Source organism: Morganella morganii (assembly GCF_041099235.1).
GTDB lineage: Bacteria > Pseudomonadota > Gammaproteobacteria > Enterobacterales > Enterobacteriaceae > Morganella > Morganella morganii_E.
Genome location: NZ_JBFZSO010000001.1, coordinates 657468 through 676270 on the forward strand (window position 1 = coordinate 657468; position 18803 = coordinate 676270).

Consider the following 18803-nt stretch of genomic DNA (forward strand, 5'->3'; position numbering starts at 1 on the left):
CCCCGGAGTGTGGTAATAAAATGTGACGAATGTATGCGGAGGTTTGTTATCCAGCCTGTTCTGCGCTGTTGTATAGTTTGTTTCATCTATAACCTGTCTGCCATTATGCCCGCACATCTGGCACGTGGTTTTAACTTGCTTATCATTCAGATAATGAAAAAAACGCGATCCTGTCACCGTTTTTAAGCGTTCCACAAACTCCCGGATCTGAATATTATCCGGTGATGAATTATCCATCATACACCTCTGGCTTTGTATTGTTATTCCGTTTTTCAATATAAATACCATTGTGCATTATATGTTATTTATGCACTTATGACTGACTAAATTCAGACACATGATATTTTCATTCTCATATGTTTATTTTGCTATTTCTTTTTTTTCGGTATGATTCGCATAAAAACAATAAAATTACTTCACTTACGGATCAGATATTTACATAAGATCATTAATTGATTAATCTTAAGAAGAGATAATCAATAAAAGGCTATTTTTGCATAATGAAACAGTTATTTTCGGTGTTATTTCTGTGGAGCATGTCCCTTTCTGCTTCAGCTGATACCGGTCCGGCTGTACTGCGTTCCCCCCCTGATGCAGCAAATGCAAAATTGGTAATCTCCAGCCTCAGACAGGCAAAAATTACGCCGGATAATCCATTATTTTCAGAGTTTAACGAGCTGGCATTTGATGCGATGCATCATAAAAATTATACATCCGCTATCAAATTCTTTTCTGAGAATATGCTTCGTTATCCTTCACCTCAGATGATTATAAATTATACCGATGCAAATCTTATGATGCTGACGGATAATAAAAATACCCGGGGCAGCTGTGCACCTTCCGGTGAGGATTTACAAACAGCACTGCGTTATTACCACTCCGCTCTGCTCACAGATAATACCGTTAATTTATTATCCTGTGATGAAAGAAAAAATCTGACTGCGAAAATCACCTGCCTGGAAGCATTTCAGAAAACACCGGCACCTGCAGAATTCCGGTGCCGGATATTACACACTGGACCATAACAACCTGTAATCTTCGTGCCTGTTATAATTTTCTGACTTCATCAATAGCATTATAGAGCTCAGGAACAATCTCTTTTTTGTACCCGTCTTCTATCATCTCAAACGCTTTTTTTCTCGCAGCCGCTTTGGTCGCACTATCCGCTGAAATGTCCTCAACCAGCATATCCACAGCTCCATTCATTTGATTCTTACAATTCTTATATGCGTTATCGGTGATTTTAGTATTATGGCGATATTAGCAAAAAAATTTTGCGATATGGAATAGGATTTGACCTGATGAAAAGGCTGATACCTCTGTATTTTCTGTGTTTCATTCCGGTTCAATTCTGAAGAGATTTATGTCCTTTGAGCACACCGTTATCATCAAAGATAAATAACATTCCCTTCCCTGATGCATCCTGACAAACCATACCGTCTGCGTTCGTGCTGTCCGTAATAACCTGACAGGCCATGTTACTGACATAAGGCCGCAACTGACATTTCAGTGTCCTGCCATCCATGATTTTAAAATGTCCTGACGCTGCAATTTCATCAATGGATGGCTCCGGACAGGTACCGTTCCCCCAATTAATCCCATGATTATTATCAAACGCAGAACAGCCTGACAGTAAGGTACTAATCAAAATCGCCATAATGTATTTTTTTCATGATTTATCTCTTTATTACCGGTCTGAAATCCAAAAGGTTATTATTTAATCACCAAACTATCGCCGAGGATACGGAATTGTGTTTACGCGAAACACTGATGATTAGAAGGAGTTATAACACTGTGATATATAGATGCTGCCGGTACTTAAGAGGAATTTCGGTAAGTATGAACGAGGAAAAGTAAAAGGCGAAGTGTGATGTGTGATTTGTGATTTAAAGCACAAAAAAGCCACCTCAAGGGTGGCTTTTTTAACTCTAACCCACTGAAAACTCAATGAATTTTTATATGGTGCCCAGAGCGGGACTTGAACCCGCACAGCGTTGCCGCCGAGGGATTTTAAATCCCTTGTGTCTACCGATTTCACCATCTGGGCTGAATATGGAGGCGCGTCCCGGAGTCGAACCGAGGTACACGGATTTGCAATCCGCTGCATGGCCACTCTGCCAACGCGCCCTGGAGCGGGAAACGAGACTCGAACTCGCGACCCCGACCTTGGCAAGGTCGTGCTCTACCAACTGAGCTATTCCCGCATCTCTGAACTTACTGATTTACTTATTTGTTTTCGTAAACCGCTGTGTCGTTCGGATGCGTTGCATTCTACTGATTTCACGCTGTGAGTCAACCGCTTAATTCATGAAAAATGATCGTTCGCTGTTTTTTACAGCATATCGATCAGGCTTCGCTCAAATCCGCCCATGCAGCGCGTAAATATTGGAACATAGACCAGAAAGTCAGGATCATTGCAATGTAGAAAAGGATGAAAGCAGCGATTTCCGTCAGGTCATTCGGCCGCCAGATAAGTCCCACCAGTGCCACCATTTGTGCCGTGGTTTTGACTTTCCCCATCCAGGAAACCGCAACGCTGTTGCGTTTGCCCAGTTCTGCCATCCATTCACGCAGTGATGAAATAATAATTTCACGGGCAATCATCGTGATAGCAGGCAGTGTTATCCACCAGACCGCATAGTATTCTGTTACCAGTACCAGCGCGGTTGCCACCATCACTTTATCAGCGACAGGATCCAGAAAAGCCCCGAAACGGGTGGTTTGTTTTAAACGGCGGGCAAGGAAGCCATCAAACCAGTCTGTCATCGCAGCAATGACAAAAATAGCGGCGCTGACGACAGGTGCCCAGCTGAACGGCAAATAGAAGGCGAGGACAAAGAACGGTATCAGGATAACGCGAAACAGAGTCAGCCATGTAGGGATATTTAATCGCATAACGGAGCCATTATTTTATAAGTCAGATGAAAAAGCCGCTTGCGCATCTGCCGGCACATATTACCGCCCCGCTGATTCCGGGGCCTGTTGCGTGATTTTCAGGTTCTGCGCAATCCTACCGGATAACATCATACTACCACAGTTACTGATAACTCACCGCTGTTATTGAAAAAATTCTCTTATCCGCCGCACAGATAAGCTCCGTCTATTAATGCTTAAGCGCATGGAAAATTTTTTCCGCCAGTGCATACGAGATAGTCGGGACTTTAGCAATTTCATCAATACTGGCGTTACGCAGCGGCTGTAATCCGCCCATGTATTTGAGCAGCATCTGCCGCCGTTTCGGCCCGATACCTTCTATCGACTCCAGCGCACTGGTATTTTTGACTTTTGCCCTGCGCTGCCGGTGACCGGTGATCGCATGGTTGTGGGATTCGTCGCGGATATGCTGGATCACATGCAGAGCCGGTGAGTCCGGCGGCAGTGCCATTCCTTCCCCGGAAGCAGCAAAAAAGAGGGTTTCCAGACCTGCTTTACGGTCACTGCCCTTTGCCACACCGATCAGTTTCGGTCTGTTTTTATCCCAGTCCACGTCCAGGCTGTCAAAGGCTTCAATCGCTTTACCGAGCTGACCTTTACCGCCATCGATAAAAATAATATCGGGGATTTTTTCATTGCCGATATGTTTGCCGTAGCGGCGGTGCAGCACCTGATCCATCGCCGCATAGTCATCCCCGGGCGTGATACCGGTGATATTGTAACGGCGGTATTCCGATTTCACCGGCCCGTTGCTGTCAAAAACCACACAGGAAGCTACCGTCTGATCACCCATGGTATGGCTGATATCAAAACATTCCATACGGTTGATGGTTTCAATACCGGTCAGTTCTGACAGGGCTTTCATACGTGTCGCGATAGTGGATTGCTGCGCCCGTTTTGTCATCAGCGCGGTCACGGCATTAGTGTGTGCCAGCTTCAGATAACGGGCACGGTCGCCGCGCGGTTTCGGCTGGATAAGGATCCGCCGCCCGGCAAACTGAGACAGGGTTTCTTCCATAATCTCTTTTTCCGGTAACGGGAAATCCAGCAGAATGTCATCCGGTAATGAGCGGTTTTCACTGCCCTGGAGATAAAACTGGCCGATAAAGGTTTGTACGATTTCGTCCGGTTCAGTGCCTGCCGGGACTTTCGGGAAGTAGCTGCGGCTTCCCTGCACCCGGCCGTTGCGGATAAACAGGACATGAATACAGGCCAGTCCGGCATCAAAATAAACACCGGCGACGTCCAGATCATCACCGGAACCAGTGACAAACTGTTTTTCAGTGACAGCACGGACAGCCTGAATCTGATCCCGCAGCCGGGCAGCTTCTTCAAAACGCAGTGCCTGACTGGCCTGCTCCATTTTTTCCACCAGTTCTGTCAGCACCTGCTGATCTTTACCTTCCAGAAACAGGCGGACCAGGTTCACTTCTCTGTCGTAGTCCTCATCACTCACCAGCCCTTTGACACACGGCCCGAGACAACGGCCAATCTGGTATTGCAGGCACGGGCGGGAGCGGTTGCGGTAGACGCTGTCCTCACACTGACGGACGGGGAACAGTTTCTGCATCAGCGCCAGCGTTTCACGCACGGCATAGGCGTTCGGGAACGGCCCGAAATATTCCCCTTTGGCGTGTTTGGCCCCGCGGTGAACAGCCAGCCGCGGGTGTTTGTCATTACTGCTCAGATAGATATACGGATAGGATTTATCATCGCGCAATAACACGTTGTAACGCGGCTGATATTTTTTGATATAGGTGTGTTCCAGCAGCAACGCCTCTGTTTCAGTGTGCGTCACTGTGACATCTATCTGAGCAATGTTTTTAACCAGCTGCTCGGTTTTTTTTCCCGAAACCTGCGTACGGAAGTAGCTGGAGAGCCGTTTTTTCAGATCTTTGGCTTTCCCGACATAAATCACCGTGCCTTCAGCATCATACATCCGGTATACACCGGGCTGGCTGGTCACAGTTTTTAAAAATGCTTTCGCATCGAATTCAGTTACAACCGGTTTTTCCATACAGGATACAAACTCTCTGCTCTCAGTGTTTATTCACTCATCCGGCACCACGCTGTCAATATGGATCAGTCCGTAACGCAGTGCCAGATGAGTGAGTTTAATATCACCATTAATATTCAGCTTATTAAATATTCTATATCTATAACTGTTCACCGTCTTGCTGCTGAGACACATTTTGTCGGCAATTTGTGTGACTTTGATGCCCTGCGCTATCATGACCATCACCTGGCGCTCCTGGTGACTCAGTTTATCCAGCGGATTGCTGTCATGTGCATGCAGTCGGGTGTCAAGAATGGCCTGCTGGGCGATATCCGGCGCCACATAACGCTGGCCCCGGCTGATAATCCGGATGGCGTGCAGTAAATCCTCACGGTCACTGCTCTGATACAAATAGCCCGCTGCACCGCTGTTCATCACTTTATACGGAGAGATCAGGCTGTGTTCATCTGTCAGGATAATCACTTTGGTTTCTGAGGTATAGCGGGTGATTTTTTTGGCGGCATCCAGGCCGCTCATCACCGGAAAACCAATATCAAGCAATGCCACATCCGCATGATTGTCGCGGCACCAGCGTACCGCACCGGCGCTGTCCCTGACCTCCCCCGCCATTTTCATACCCGGTGTTGCCGTGATAATGGCACCAATCCCTGTACGGTAAAATTCATTCGCATTTGCCACCAATACTGAAATCACACAGAACTCCTTTCTGAATTTTCAATAAATTTGCCATAAATTATACAAGGCCTGGTTAAACCGTTATTTAATAAAGATGAAATTCTTCCGGTAACGGACTGAATATTATAAATATATCTCACGACTAAAAATTGATTTCAGTGATGATTAAACAGAAACAGAGGATATGAAAGGGACGGCTGCCGGGGGAGACAGCAGCCGGAGACAGACAGATAATGTTACGGCATATCAGGATGAAAGCGGTCAATGCTGACCAGCTGTTCGAAAGGCAGTTTACCGATACGCGGATAAGGCTCACCGGCGGATTTTCCAATCGCCACCATCAGACAAATTTCATAGTTTTCCGGCAGATCAATGACTTCAGCCACCGCATTAAAATCAAATCCGTCCATCGGGCAGCTGTCATATCCCTGTGCTTTTGCCAGCAGCATCAGCGTCTGGGCAAAAATACCGGCACTGCGCATAATTTCATCACGCTGGGTTTCCGGTTTACCGCGATAGTAGTTATCAACTGCATTGACCATAAAATCCCGCACCAGCGGATCGGCATCACGCCAGATTTCACGGGGACGGGAACTCCAGGCTGCCACATCACCGCATAAAATCACCAGCATGGAAGCATCCGTCATCTGCGGCTGATCCCAGCCCACTTTGCGGATATTGCGGCGTTGTGCCGGATCCTCCACCAGCAGCGGCCGCCAGTGCTGAAGGTTAAAGGCACTCGGGGCGTTTTCCATCGCCAGTGACAGTAGTGCTTTCTTCTCGTTAAGCGGGATCACAAAATCAGGATCAAACTTCTTGGTTGCTCTGCGCTGGCGCACGGCATCAATAACATTCATACAGGCTCCTGTTTATTCCATTTATTATCCGGATGATTTATTTACCATAACATGAATTTGATTCCGGATGCGGGGTCACGATTACAACGCAAAAAAAAACCCGCACTCCGGTGAGTGCGGGTTTTCAGTCATTAACTGTCAGCAGAATTATACGAACAGTTTGAACACGATGTTACCGATGGTCAGCAGACCGATGATGGTAACGAAGTAGTTAGCTGGTTTACCTTTGTATTTGCTCAGAGCAGGTACACGGTTAACAGCGTACATTGGCAGTAAGCACAGCAGAGATGCGATGATTGGTGCACCCATCTGCTCAATCAGATCCAGGATGTTCGGGTTCAGGTAAGCAATGACCCAGGTAGAACCCATGATGAAGACCATGGAGATCAGGTTCAGTTTACCAATGCTGACTTTGTTTTTGTCGCCACCGAAAGCAAATTTCAGTAACAGACCGTTCATACCTTCCAGAGTACCCAGATAGTGACCGAAGAAGGATTTGAAGATAGCAACCAGTGCAATGATTGGTGCAGCCCAGTACAGAACCAGAGTCAGAGTGGTGTTAGCACCGCCGCTGTTCTCAAAGTGCTGTGCTAAGTAAGTCAGAACAGGAACGTTCATCGCTTTGGCTTCAGCCATGTTAGCCGGAGACAGTGCAAACAGGCAGCTGAATGCGAAGAACATAACCACACCCACCATCAGTAAACTTGCACGGGAGATGATTTTGTTAACTTTCTGCTCAGTGAAATCTTTACCGCACGCCGCTTCGTACTCTTCACGTTTTGATACCACGAAAGAAGATACGATTGGTGAGAAGTTGAAAGAGAACACCATGATAGCAATACCCAGCCATACAGTGACCAGAATACCGTCATGACCGGTCAGTGCGAAGCTGTCTGCGTTTACGGCATTAAAGACATCTGTGCTCCAGTATGGGATCAGTGCCAGAGATAACAGCACCAGGCTGGCAATGAACGGGAATACCAGGTAGCTCATTACGCGGACCATCAGATCTTTACCGAAGTAAATGATGACAGCCATCGCTAACAGCAGAACCAGTGCAACCAGACCACGGTTCAGCGGCATCAGACCCAGCTGGTTTTCCCAGAAGGACATGAAGGTGTTGGTGATGGTTACGCCGTAGATCCACAGCAGCGGACAGATTGCGAAGAAGTACAGGAAAGTGATGATAACACCACCGCCTTTACCAAAGTGCTCTTCAACAGTTTCTGTGATGTCGCCTGACGGATTACTGCCTGACAGACATAAACGTGCTAATGCACGGTGACATAAGAACGCAATCGGATATGCCAGAACCAGCATAAGCAGAATTGGGATCAGACCACCGTAACCGGCACGAATCGGGAAGAATAGTACCCCTGCACCTATAGCAGTACCGAACAGACCGAGTGTCCAGGTCGTGTCCGATTTACGCCAGCTTTTATACTCAGCCGGAATCTGGGTTTTGTCAGTACTCATGTTGCTTTTCCTTTTAAAAGACTATGCAAATATTATTTTTCGTGGGTACCAATAATTTCAGAGATACGAGTCAGGTCAATGTTCCCGCCGGAAATGATGCTGACTGTCTTCTTGTGTTCGATATATTTTTTCAGTTTTCCGCTCAGAATCGCAGCAGACGCCAGTGCACCGGCACCTTCAGTCACTACTTTGTTGCGCTGGATTAACGCAATCATGCTTTCGCGGATTTCTTCTTCTGTTACCAGAATGATGTCTGTCACCAGCTCTTTCACGATGTCATACGTGATACTGCCCGGAGTCGAAACATCACAACCATCTGCCACAGTACCGGCATCACGATGGGTCGTGATTTTACCAGCACGGTATGATGCTTCCATACCATGAACGTTTTCAGATTGGACACCGATCACATTAATAGTCGGGTTGATGGATTTCAGAGCAACTGCAACACCGGCAATCAGACCGCCGCCGCCGATTGGAACGATAACGTTATCGACATCATACAGATCTTCAAGAATTTCCAGACCGATAGTCCCCTGACCTGCGATCACTTTTTCGTCATCGTATGGCGGGATAAAGATACGGCCTTCCTGCTCAATGATCTCTCTTGCTTTAGCAATCGTGTCATTGAAGTTATTACCGTGCAGAACAACTTCTGCAGAGTAATCTGAGGTTGCTGCAATTTTGGATTTTGGTGCACCGGTAGGCATAACAACTTTGCCGTTGATACCTAACATAGCGCAGGATAAAGAAACGCCCTGAGCATGGTTACCGGCTGAGCAGGCAACGATGCCCTGTGCTCTTTCTTCTGGTGTCAGCGAACTTAACTTGTTAAATGCACCACGGAGTTTAAATGAACCTGTGCGCTGCATGTTCTCAAATTTTAAGTGGATTGTGCCGTTGCACTTTTCACTTAAATAGTTGGACTTCGGCATACCCGTTTTATAGACATGTCCTCTGATGGTTTTTTGTGCATCAATGATATCTTTAATGGTTACCGGCAGATCGTATGTAATCATGACAAACCTCGTCCTATCTTTTTATATATATTAAAATTGAGTCTAACTATACCGACAAATTTAAAAACAACTGTATTTCAAATCATATTTTTAAAATATTCCCGAAAAACTTTCTCAACGTGTGATCCAATCCAAACTTCTTTCGGTTTTCTGTCTTTTTTAATGTTTTATATTTCATTTCAAGTTAAATGAAAATGACTTAATGTTGATTTTTTATTAAATAATGGCAAACGGATTAACATTTAGTTGCGCGATACAATCTTTTTCCCGTTTTTTGTTATCCGTGCTGCATTTTTGTTAAAAAATAACTGCGTAAAAAGACGTATAAATGATCCCGTCACGTAAAAAAGGGCATGTATTTTGACAAAAATTAATCTTACCAAGGCCCCATCTTACAGCAAAATATCCTGATTTTTTTAACAATCCTGAAAATGCAATGTGATTCAAATCACTATAAATATCATATCCATTTGTTTATTAACGATTTGAGTGTTTTTTACTCATTACAATCCTGATTTGCGGCAGATCGTAACATGTTCAGTTGTTCTGTACGCATTATCGCCGGGTACTTACCCAAGCCAAATTCGGATAAAAAATCATCAAATCATTTATTTATATGTTAATGATTCCCATTTATAGCCGGGATGTTACATTTCCATGACATAAATCGTAACGTTTTTTTGCCTGACACCCCGAAAAAGTGTTCGCTTTAGGAAACAGCTAAATGGCTGTTTTTTTGGCCTGAATCTGTATTTTTTTTAGCCCATCAGTTAATTAAATATATATTTAATTTGTGACAATTTTATTTATCAGGCATCTTTAAACCAAAATTAAACAATAAAAAATATTAATTTACTGAATACTGTTTTTAATAATCAAAAAATGATATCCGGCTATTTTTTTATAACCCGATTTCTTCCTTTTTATTTCCTCCCGGACATAAATAGCCGGTTTTCGCCTGTGGGTATAGTCGCTAATGTCAACATAAGCCAACTACAACACACCAATAAGCATTTTAGACTAAAATATTATGATTTTTCAGATTAAATGTTTACTGTGAAAATAATCAGCCCATGTGATAAATCCATCGCTGCACAGCATTAAAACGGTAGAAAATGTTATTTTGCTAAAATCGATTCAGTCATAAGAATGGCTTTATGCGCCGCTGCCACAATTATCTGTTACAACATCCTGCTCATCCGGCAGATACTTACCGGTGTGACAATCCTCATACTTCCTCAATCATGGCGGCTTAGCCATTGCATTCCGGGACAGCCATGCTGTAATGATTTACGACTTAAGTGTTAACCCCGGTAAACAGGAGAATGTATATGTTCGACTTGACAGGCAAAATCGCAGTGGTTTCCGGCGGCGCCAAAGGGATCGGACGCGGTATCGTTACCGCGCTGAAAAAGGGCGGAGCCACCATTGTTATTGCCGATATTGATGAGAAAACAGGCAGCGCGACCGCTGCAGAGCTGGGAACAGATTTTATGACACTGGATGTGACCTCTCAGTCTCAGTGCCGGGCTGTTATCAGTAAGGTCAGAGAAAAGTACGGTCGTCTGGATATCCTCTGCTCAAATACCGGTATTTTCCCGCAGTGCACCATCAAATCCATGACGGAGCAGGACTGGGATACCATGCAGAAGGTGAATGTGAAGGGGATGTTTTTCCTGGTTCAGGCCGCGCTGGGTGTGATGGAAGAACAAAAATATGGCCGGATCGTGATTACCTCTTCAATTACCGGTCCGGTCACCGGCTTTCCGGGCTGGAGCCATTACGGTGCAAGCAAAGCCGCGCAGCTTGGCTTTATGCGCAGTGCCGCGCTGGAATATGCCCGTCTCGGGATCACCATTAACGCAGTCCAGCCGGGTAATATCCTGACCGAAGGACTGAAAGCACAGGGTGAAACCTATCTGGACCAGATGCGCGCCACTATTCCGACACACACGCTCGGTGAGCCGGAAGATATCGGTTATGCTGCGGCGTTCCTTGCCTCTGATGAAGCCAAATACATCACCGGACAGACCATCATTATTGACGGCGGCCAGATTTTACCGGAATCCCCGGAAGCACTGCTCTGATAAAACAGCACGGGTGAGGATACCGCCCGGTATCCTCTTATCTGCCCTGCTCCCTCGCGGCAGCAATCAGTGTCTCGCCCAGATAGCTTTTCTCTGAGGTAATGCCCGGCAATACCAGATAATATCCGCCGCCAAATGGTTTGATGTAACGCTCAAGTGGTTCGCCGTTCAGCCGTTTCTGCGTATCAATAAAGCCTTTTTTCAGATCCTTCTGGAAGGAGATAAATACCAGCCCCATATCCAGCTGTCCGGACGGGGTCAGCCCCAGTGAGTAGCTGTAACTGCGGCGGCGCAGTTTGGCAACATGTCTCTCTGTGGAGCGGGGCTCTGCGCGGCGCATGTGGGAATCAAATAAGACCCGGTCACCGTGCGGATCCTGTTTAAAGTCCGGGTCGTCGTGCTCATGCTCTTTGCCCATCGGCGCACCGCTGGCTTTGTGACGGCCAAAATCATTTTCCTGATCTTCCAGCGGCGTCCGGTCCCAGAATTCCAGCTCAAAACGGATAAGGCGTACCGCCTGATAACTGCCGTTTTCCGCCCAGGCGGGTTCCCGGCCGGTGATCCATACAAGATCGTTCATCAGGGCATCATCACCGGCATCAGCATTGCCGGTACCGTCTTTAAAGCCAAACAGGTTAACCGGTGTTGTGCGGCATTCAATATCCCGTGCGGGCAGAAAACCGTCAATTTTCCACAACGGCGCCACCCGGCCTGAGAGACGGCGCAACACTTCACGCAGTGCATAAATCACCGTTTCACGGCTGTTGGCACAAAACTGCAGCAGAATATCTCCGCCGCACCAGGCCGGATCAAGCCGGTCGTTCGGGAACGCCGTCATGGCGGTAAATTTTTGCGGCTTCAGTGGCGATAAACCGAAGCGCTCATCAAACAGGGAGTGGCCGAGAGAGACCGTCACTGTCAGTGCATCCGCCGTCAGTGCCGTACCGAGAATCCCGGATTCTGCCGGCGGCATTCTGTCATCGCCCGGTGCCGCTGCCTGCCGGTTTCGGGTCAGTTCCGCAATACAACCGGTCAGCCGCCGGAAAACATCCTCAACCTCGTCCAGTGTTTTAACGGTCAGATTCAGAGACAGGAAAATGGCTTCTTTCTGCTCCGGTGTGATAACCCCGGCCTGATGTTTGCCAAGATACGGTATTTCCCGCAACCGCGCGCTGTTATCACACGCTGCCGGTGCTGCGGCAGCAGAAAAAGCCGGTAACCCGCCGGATAACAGGACACTCCCTGCCCCCAGCCATTTCAGGGTATTTCGTTTGCTGAGACTGACAGACTCTTCTGTCTCAGTCAGATTCACTTTGCCGTGTTTCATGGTTCATTCCGGTATTTGTAATACACGTCTATTTTCAGTTCAGCGCGCAGTTGTGCCAGAGATTCTGCCAGCAGCGTCAGGTCTGCATACAGTTGCTGTTTATCTTCCGGTGTCAGTTTTTCATATTCTGCATACTGCCCCCGGGTATCACGGTAACGGGCCATGACCGCATCCGGCCCGGCGAACTGTTTTCTGAGTGTCTCATTGGTTTTTGCGGATAATAACGGTGCCAGCCCGCTGACAATGCGCCGGGCCCCTTCAATATTGGCGGCGATATCTGACAGATCCGAGCGGCTGTAACGGTTTTCATCACCACTCAATTTAGTGCTGAGAATCAGCTCAATACTGTCATCCGCAGACTGCACCAGTTTTGCTGCAGGGAGGGTTTCCACGGCGATCCGTTGTTTCAGGTCATTAATATTGCGCAGCAAATCGGCGGTGGCAGCCTGAGCTGCAACCGGATCATTTTGAGCAAACAGCGCATATTCGATGCGGTGAAACCCGGTGAATTTCGGATCCTGCTCGCGGCTGAGAAAATAGCCGGCATGCGGGTTAATAACCCTGTCAGCGTGACCGAAAACCACGACTGCCGCACGGATAACCTCATAATCATAATGTGCCTGAATATAAGCATGCCGTGCGGCTGCCATATTCCCGGCGGCCAGTGCTTTTTGCAGCAATTGCAGCTGATGTTCAGCCGCTGCTGTCTGCTTCCCCATCACCGTCATGTAATCCGCCACAACCGGGCGGAATTTTTCCGGTGACGGAATATCCCCTTTGGCGATCACCACATCACTGCCGGTATCCGGATTACCGGCACGGTATTTTTCCGCATACCCGGGAGCGCTGAGCAGCAGTGATGTCAGTACCAGTATGGCAGTCCGCTTAATCCGCATGTTTTTTTCCTCTGCGGCAGAACAGCACAATAATCACCAGCCAGTACACCACAAAAGTAATGACACTCAGGCCGATAGGCTGTGCACGATAACCGAACAGGCTGGCCAGGAAGCTGCCGGTGGTGCCGGTATCATCCAGCCAGTTTGTGGTATCCCACAGCGGATAGATGAGGAAATCATTCAGTTCGATATCATGTTCGGTCAGCAGGTTGACGATTTCTTCCGTTCCCTTAAGCAGCAGTGAACAGGCCAGGAACAACAGCACAATACCGGTGATGCGGAAAAACCATTTCCAGGCAATTTTCCGGTAAGTGAACAGAAACAGCCACAGTGTCAATGCCGCCACGGCGATACCGGCCACGACTTCCCCGGTAAATGACCACATGGTGTCTGCATTCAGCCCCATCACAATACCGGAGAGGAACACCACTATTTCACTGCCTTCACGGGCTATCGCGATCGCTACAATAAATAACGCCCCCCACCAGGAGTGCTGCCGGGCGCTGTCATTCATTTCCTGCTCAATACCGGATTTCAGTGATGCGCTGTGCTGCTGCATCCAGTACACCATCTGCACAATCAGGACTGCCGCGAACAGCGACATACCAATCATAAAGTACGTCTGGCCGCTGTCATCCAGCACATTAAACACGCCATAGATAAGCAGTGCGAGAAAGAGTGACAGCGCAACACCAAGTGCCACGCCACCCCAGAGATAGCGGCGCCCTGCGGCAGCATCCGGGTGCTGTTTTATCCACGCATAAATGATGCCGACCACCAGCAGAGCTTCAAAGCTTTCACGCCAGACGACAAAAAGAACCTGTCCCATAATTAATTCCTGTGAACTGACACTTATTCTGCGATGATTTCACCGGCCGGATGCGACAGATGAAAATCATCAAAAAAGGTATATTTCCCGGGTTTGAGTGGTGCAATCACCACCACGGAAGAGGCCCCCGGCGCCAGCACTTTTTCTTTGCGCAGCTGGGTGCTTTCAAATTCGACCGGTTCGGTACCGGTATTGGAGATTTTAATGCGGATCGGCGTTTTCGCGGGTACCTTCAGTACCGGCGGTGTCAGTTCGCCGTTATTCATTTCCAGTTCGACAGTGAATTTCTCTGCCGCTGCGGCGGGCAGTGATATCAGGGAAAGCACTGATAAACACAGTGCCATAACAACGAGTTTCATGAGTGACCTCAGCGGGGTAGTGACATCCGGTGTCCGGACAGCAGACCGCAGTTACCGGCCTGCTGTTTTCCTTAAATAATAAACTCAGTAACTGCCTTTGCGGCCGGTACCGGCATATTCGAAGTCCCAGGAGACATCAAACGGCTCAAACCACGGGGCAACACCGGTTTCTTTATCGATATGACGACCGAAAGCCACGTTGTCATTCATGCTCGGCGGAGAGATGCGGTATTCGACGCGGTATTTACCATAGCCATCCAGCTTCAGGTTTTCACCGTAATGCGGGCCATCGCTGGCAACCATCGCCATAAAGGTACCGGACTGGGCTTTTTTCGGATCATCCAGTTTGGTGACTTTGTAATCCACTTTCAGATACGGGATCCAGTCCCCTTCCGCGAAGCCGTTCGGGTTTTCCTCAACGGCGTGGATATCTGCTTCCAGGTGGATGTCTGACTTATCCGCCGCGAGGTGATGCATTTCATGTTTGCCTTCCACTGCCATGGTAATCGGCTGCAGATACACGCCCTGAATCTCCATACCGTTTTTGATAACAGGCTGTCCGAGCGGATATTCCAGTGCCAGGGCAGAGGTTGATACCACGCCCAGTAATGCTGCTGCCACACTCATCCCGATACGCATACTGATTCCTCATTGTCATTATACAAATAGTGCTGACAATAATAATCATTACCATTTACCCTATTCAAGTAAAAGTTATCGCTTACCGCCACATTTTTCAATGAAACGGTTACATTTCCACCGGGATTCAGCCACGAAATACATCCGCAAAGGCAATGTCCGGCAGGAAATATCTGCTGTTGTATAATTTGCGCGATTGCGGACGGCCGTTTTTATACCTCTTCCGGTGTATCGGCGGGCGCGGATATGGCGCTGGCATTTATTGCTGATCGCCACGGTGAGGCCGCAGCAGAAGAGATCGCACAACACATTGAATACCGGTTGCATAATGATGCCGGTGATGACCCCTTCGCCGTATAAAAACTGGACGACAGGCAACCATTTACGACATAATAGCGCCTCTGAAATAAAACCGGCGGATGTTTATGTTAGAAACTATCGGATTTGTGCTACTGGTGAGTACCTGCGGCGACGATGCCTGCGAGGCACTGCCGGTCACGGAAGATATCTATACCAAACATGAGTGCGAACTCCGCCTGAAATATATCACCAAACGCCGTCCCAACCTCTACTTTATGTGTAACGAGGTAATGCGTGAAACCGGATCCGGTGACGACGACAGACCCGGAATTCCGGATGATCCGGAAGACACACTCCCCCCGGACGAGCAGCCGTAACCGCTTAACTGAACGGATTAATTCCCTGTTTGATCAGACGCCGGAAACGGAAAATCGCCCAGCCGTTGATCACCAGAAACGTCGATTCAATCAGGGTGCCGCCGACCGTTCCCAGCCAGGCGTTATACACCACCCAGCAGGCCGTTGAACACCAGATCACATACCGCATACGCAATCCCGTCAGCAGGAAAAACGCAAAGGTACTCATCAGGGTGCCCGTTACCGGCAGCACTTCCTGCCAGGTGCGGATATTCGGCACCGCCAGAACCAGTGTCAGTGAAACAAATAACCAGAGCACCCAACGCTGACGATGGCTGATGGAAACATAGGTCCGGATGCTGTTGAGCGTGGCGCTGATCCCGGCGGGATATGCCCCAAGCAGAAAAAAGTGGGATGCCATAATAGCGGTGTAAATTGATAACCGGATTTTGAGCTTCCGCTCATTGCGCTGGACAAAAACCGTAGTGCCGATAATAAACGCAACAATACCGAGCCCCTGCCCTGCGTAATACAAATAGTCCATCTTCCCCTGCCGTAATCACATGCTGAATGGTTTTAATTATTGTGCAGCCAGCATAAACATAATTTGTTCAGGTTGCGAGCTATTGCACGTTTCAGACATTAAAAAAGAGGCCTCAGCCCCTTTTCTTATTTGCATCATGTCGTTATCACATGTGCAGTGGTATCAGCATGCCATATAGCCCGGATAATGTGTCTCGATTTTGTGATAAGTCCGGGTTTTCTTATTGTCGTCCTGAATGACACAGATTCTGCTTTTTGACTTCAGCGCCTGCGGGATTTTTTCCGCATCTTCATCTGCGGCAGCTGCAATAAAGATGTTAATTTTTGATTTCCCTTTACTGTATGTATAGGGCATTCCTAACAAGCGTCTCGCAGCTCTGTTAGTTCGCATAATAAACTCCTCATTGTTGTGAACGTTCACCCATTATATCAACTTACTGAAAATAATAAAGTTTTCCATAAGTGGCTGATTTTCCGCCTGCATAATGGTATTTCCGGGCTCTATCCTGTATGTTGGATGCGACCTGTTCACTGACCGGGAGAGTCTGATAAATGGCGTGTATTTTTTGTGATATCGCGGCGGGGAAAGCCCCCTGCCATAAGATCTGGGAAGATGAGCATTATCTGGCATTTTTATCGATATTTCCCAATACCGACGGTTTTACGGTGGTGATCCCGAAGGCGCATTACCCGAGCTACGCGTTTGACCTGGAAGATGATGTTCTGGCCGGGTTGGTACTGGCGACCAAAAAAGTGGCAAAAGTTCTGGAAAAAGCATTTCCGGATGTCGCACGCTGCGGTATGTTTTTCGAGGGCTACGGGGTGGATCATATCCACAGTAAACTCAGCCCGATGCACGGCACCGCGGATATGACAGAATGGCGGCCGATCGAACATAAACAACCCGCGTTTTACACACAGTATCCGGGGTTTTTGTCATCCCACGACTGTGAGCGGGCAGATGATAAGAAGCTGGCTGAACTGGCGGCGGCTATCCGCGCAAGTCAGGAAAAATGAGTGATTCCGGTGGTGCCTTCACCACCGGAATGTTGTGTCAGCGGACTTCGCACCCGACCACAGTGGCATACCCGAGACCATCACTGTCCATCATCAGCAGACACTGCGGGCTGAGGGTTTCCATCGCTTTTATCAGCATCATTGCCATCACAAAAACCGCTTCCCTGTCGGCGCTGACCTGATTATCCGCAATATATATATTATTTTTCAGGAAAGTACGGCGCTGTGCTTTATTGCAGTACTGATAAATCACATCCTGTGCCAGTTCATTCTCCCGCATCAGCCAGAATGATTTTTCTTCCTCTTTATCCAGCAGATTCATTTTTTCCAGCATCGGCAGATCGGCGATTAACTGCATTTCATTGATCGGCATAAAGCGGGACAAACTACCGTTAAACGGAAATGTATTGCGCTCAAAGTAGTAGCAGGATGTCAGCAGAATGGCGCTTGCCATTTCGTGATAAGCCGGTATCTGACCCGCCTGCCAGATATTCAGCCCGACCAGCAGCCACATGGCGCTGTTATCTTCCTCATCAAACAGATGACCGATATCATCCGGTGTCTGAATGAATTCTGTTGCACAACCCCAGATTTTCGTTACATTGCGCTCAATTTCTGTATTCTGCAGCTGATTCGGGGTGATCACATACACAGTTTTCAGTTTTGACTGATAGCCTTCATGCTGCTGATTCAGGTCTTTCGCCAGCGCGGTAAAAATAGCTTCAACCGAATGGTCATAACCGGCAAGCAGTTGTTTATCTTCCTCTTCTGTCCGCTGTTTCCGCTCTGAGGTATAAACCTGTTTAACACTTTTCGGCATCAGCAATGAAACCCCGGTGACCATCAGTCTGCGCTGACACCAGTTGACCCACTCATTACGTTTGAAATTAATAGAGGCATTCCAGCTCTGACAGGCAATCCGCGCCTGCTCATGACGGTGCATGGCGTAAGTGAACAGACACATCCAGATCAGAATGTACGGCAGATAGATAAAAATCAGTACTTCCGTCAGCGGGAGTTTGAAAATATAAAAATCGAGAAAAAAGATAAGGGCAAGAACGACGAACAGCAACCCCAGCCACAGCGTAATTTTGGCGCCCGGTGCATCACGTTTAACCGGAAATTCAGGAACAGGCCACGACATCGGAATATAGCTCCATGCTGAAAGAAATACAGATATGCCGCTCCGGGCTGCCGAAACGACGTCAATATTTGTTATAAAAAGAGAGATCACAAAAAATCGTGACTGATACAGGTAAATAACGGCAGACCGGTTAAAAACTTTAATGGAACAGCATGAGGCAGATCACAAAATCAGACAGAGAATAGAGAGAAATAAACAGAAATTAAGAAAGAGGATAACTGAGAAAAAAGAGAACTTCAGGGAGAAGAAAGATGGTGGGTCGTACAGGATTCGAACCTGTGACCAATTGATTAAAAGTCAACTGCTCTACCAACTGAGCTAACGACCC

The 18803-nt window shown here is 47.7% G+C and carries 20 protein-coding genes and 4 tRNA genes; 4 read left to right on the forward strand and 20 right to left on the reverse strand.

Annotation, left to right across the window (positions count from 1 at the left end):
- Positions 1-500: 500 nt before the first annotated feature.
- Positions 501-1025, forward strand: coding sequence for a hypothetical protein (locus AB7038_RS03295; protein ID WP_368888955.1), 525 nt, complete (start codon positions 501-503; stop codon positions 1023-1025).
- Positions 1026-1047: 22 nt separating this feature from the next.
- Here the strand turns inward: AB7038_RS03295 and AB7038_RS03300 are convergent, their stop codons facing one another.
- The 11 genes from AB7038_RS03300 to tdcB all read right to left on the reverse strand — a co-directional run bounded on the left by AB7038_RS03300 (position 1048) and on the right by tdcB (position 8978).
- Entirely contained in the window at positions 1048-1194 is a 147-nt protein-coding gene (locus AB7038_RS03300; RefSeq protein WP_368888956.1) for a hypothetical protein, read from the reverse strand.
- A gap of 151 nt (positions 1195-1345) precedes the next feature.
- The gene (locus tag AB7038_RS03305; protein ID WP_369452748.1) at positions 1346-1525 is read right to left on the reverse strand and encodes a hypothetical protein; all 180 of its coding nucleotides are present in this window, start codon (positions 1523-1525) and stop codon (positions 1346-1348) included.
- A 435-nt stretch (positions 1526-1960) separates the two neighbouring features.
- Positions 1961-2047: transfer RNA gene (locus AB7038_RS03310), tRNA-Leu, on the reverse strand.
- Between the two features lie 6 nt (positions 2048-2053).
- Positions 2054-2127: transfer RNA gene (locus AB7038_RS03315), tRNA-Cys, on the reverse strand.
- 1 nt (position 2128) lies between these two features.
- A tRNA-Gly gene (locus AB7038_RS03320) sits at positions 2129-2204 on the reverse strand.
- A 142-nt stretch (positions 2205-2346) separates the two neighbouring features.
- The gene (gene pgsA / locus AB7038_RS03325) at positions 2347-2895 is read right to left on the reverse strand and encodes a CDP-diacylglycerol--glycerol-3-phosphate 3-phosphatidyltransferase (RefSeq protein WP_004240294.1); all 549 of its coding nucleotides are present in this window, start codon (positions 2893-2895) and stop codon (positions 2347-2349) included.
- 208 nt (positions 2896-3103) lie between these two features.
- Positions 3104-4951, reverse strand: a complete 1848-nt coding sequence (gene uvrC / locus AB7038_RS03330) for an excinuclease ABC subunit UvrC (protein WP_368888980.1) — start codon at positions 4949-4951, stop codon at positions 3104-3106.
- 33 nt (positions 4952-4984) lie between these two features.
- Positions 4985-5644, reverse strand: a complete 660-nt coding sequence (locus tag AB7038_RS03335; RefSeq protein WP_072870227.1) for a response regulator — start codon at positions 5642-5644, stop codon at positions 4985-4987.
- Positions 5645-5862: 218 nt separating this feature from the next.
- Positions 5863-6483: a nitroreductase family protein gene (locus tag AB7038_RS03340; protein ID WP_072870225.1), complete on the reverse strand. Its 621-nt coding sequence runs from the start codon at positions 6481-6483 to the stop codon at positions 5863-5865.
- A 147-nt stretch (positions 6484-6630) separates the two neighbouring features.
- On the reverse strand, positions 6631-7959 hold the full coding sequence (gene tdcC / locus AB7038_RS03345; RefSeq protein ID WP_368888982.1) for a threonine/serine transporter TdcC: 1329 nt from the start codon (positions 7957-7959) through the stop codon (positions 6631-6633).
- 32 nt (positions 7960-7991) lie between these two features.
- Entirely contained in the window at positions 7992-8978 is a 987-nt protein-coding gene (tdcB, locus tag AB7038_RS03350) for a bifunctional threonine ammonia-lyase/L-serine ammonia-lyase TdcB (RefSeq protein WP_004240287.1), read from the reverse strand.
- 1331 nt (positions 8979-10309) lie between these two features.
- Between tdcB and fabG the strand changes: the two genes are divergently transcribed.
- Complete coding sequence (fabG, locus tag AB7038_RS03355) at positions 10310-11065, forward strand: 3-oxoacyl-ACP reductase FabG (RefSeq protein WP_368888983.1); 756 nt, start codon at positions 10310-10312, stop codon at positions 11063-11065.
- Between the two features lie 37 nt (positions 11066-11102).
- Here the strand turns inward: fabG and efeB are convergent, their stop codons facing one another.
- The 5 genes from efeB to AB7038_RS03380 form a co-directional block, all read right to left on the reverse strand.
- Positions 11103-12392, reverse strand: coding sequence for an iron uptake transporter deferrochelatase/peroxidase subunit (gene efeB, locus AB7038_RS03360; protein WP_143971395.1), 1290 nt, complete (start codon positions 12390-12392; stop codon positions 11103-11105).
- On the reverse strand, positions 12389-13288 hold the full coding sequence (locus AB7038_RS03365; RefSeq protein ID WP_369452749.1) for an EfeM/EfeO family lipoprotein: 900 nt from the start codon (positions 13286-13288) through the stop codon (positions 12389-12391). Before AB7038_RS03365 ends, efeB begins: the two co-directional genes overlap by 4 nt.
- Positions 13278-14117, reverse strand: coding sequence for an FTR1 family protein (locus AB7038_RS03370; RefSeq protein WP_368888986.1), 840 nt, complete (start codon positions 14115-14117; stop codon positions 13278-13280). Before AB7038_RS03370 ends, AB7038_RS03365 begins: the two co-directional genes overlap by 11 nt.
- A gap of 23 nt (positions 14118-14140) precedes the next feature.
- Positions 14141-14476 carry a cupredoxin domain-containing protein gene (locus AB7038_RS03375; protein WP_015422862.1) on the reverse strand — a complete coding sequence of 112 codons (336 nt, stop codon included), beginning with the start codon at positions 14474-14476 and terminating at the stop codon, positions 14141-14143.
- A gap of 84 nt (positions 14477-14560) precedes the next feature.
- On the reverse strand, positions 14561-15115 hold the full coding sequence (locus tag AB7038_RS03380) for an iron transporter (protein ID WP_004240274.1): 555 nt from the start codon (positions 15113-15115) through the stop codon (positions 14561-14563).
- 425 nt (positions 15116-15540) lie between these two features.
- On the opposite strand from AB7038_RS03380, the gene AB7038_RS03385 reads away from it, so the two are divergent.
- Positions 15541-15792 carry a hypothetical protein gene (locus AB7038_RS03385; protein WP_368888987.1) on the forward strand — a complete coding sequence of 84 codons (252 nt, stop codon included), beginning with the start codon at positions 15541-15543 and terminating at the stop codon, positions 15790-15792.
- Positions 15793-15796: 4 nt separating this feature from the next.
- Here AB7038_RS03385 and AB7038_RS03390 read toward each other — a convergent pair whose 3' ends face one another.
- Both AB7038_RS03390 and sra read right to left on the reverse strand, forming a co-directional pair.
- Positions 15797-16315 (reverse strand): YgjV family protein, encoded by a 519-nt coding sequence (locus AB7038_RS03390; RefSeq protein ID WP_004240270.1) that lies wholly within the window; start codon positions 16313-16315, stop codon positions 15797-15799.
- Positions 16316-16477: 162 nt separating this feature from the next.
- Positions 16478-16705, reverse strand: a complete 228-nt coding sequence (sra, locus tag AB7038_RS03395; protein ID WP_175547154.1) for a stationary-phase-induced ribosome-associated protein — start codon at positions 16703-16705, stop codon at positions 16478-16480.
- A gap of 161 nt (positions 16706-16866) precedes the next feature.
- Between sra and AB7038_RS03400 the strand changes: the two genes are divergently transcribed.
- Positions 16867-17331, forward strand: coding sequence for an HIT family protein (locus tag AB7038_RS03400; protein WP_274370853.1), 465 nt, complete (start codon positions 16867-16869; stop codon positions 17329-17331).
- Positions 17332-17368: 37 nt separating this feature from the next.
- Here AB7038_RS03400 and AB7038_RS03405 read toward each other — a convergent pair whose 3' ends face one another.
- Both AB7038_RS03405 and AB7038_RS03410 read right to left on the reverse strand, forming a co-directional pair.
- The gene (locus tag AB7038_RS03405; RefSeq protein WP_369452750.1) at positions 17369-18475 is read right to left on the reverse strand and encodes a hypothetical protein; all 1107 of its coding nucleotides are present in this window, start codon (positions 18473-18475) and stop codon (positions 17369-17371) included.
- 252 nt (positions 18476-18727) lie between these two features.
- Positions 18728-18803 (reverse strand) — tRNA-Lys (locus tag AB7038_RS03410).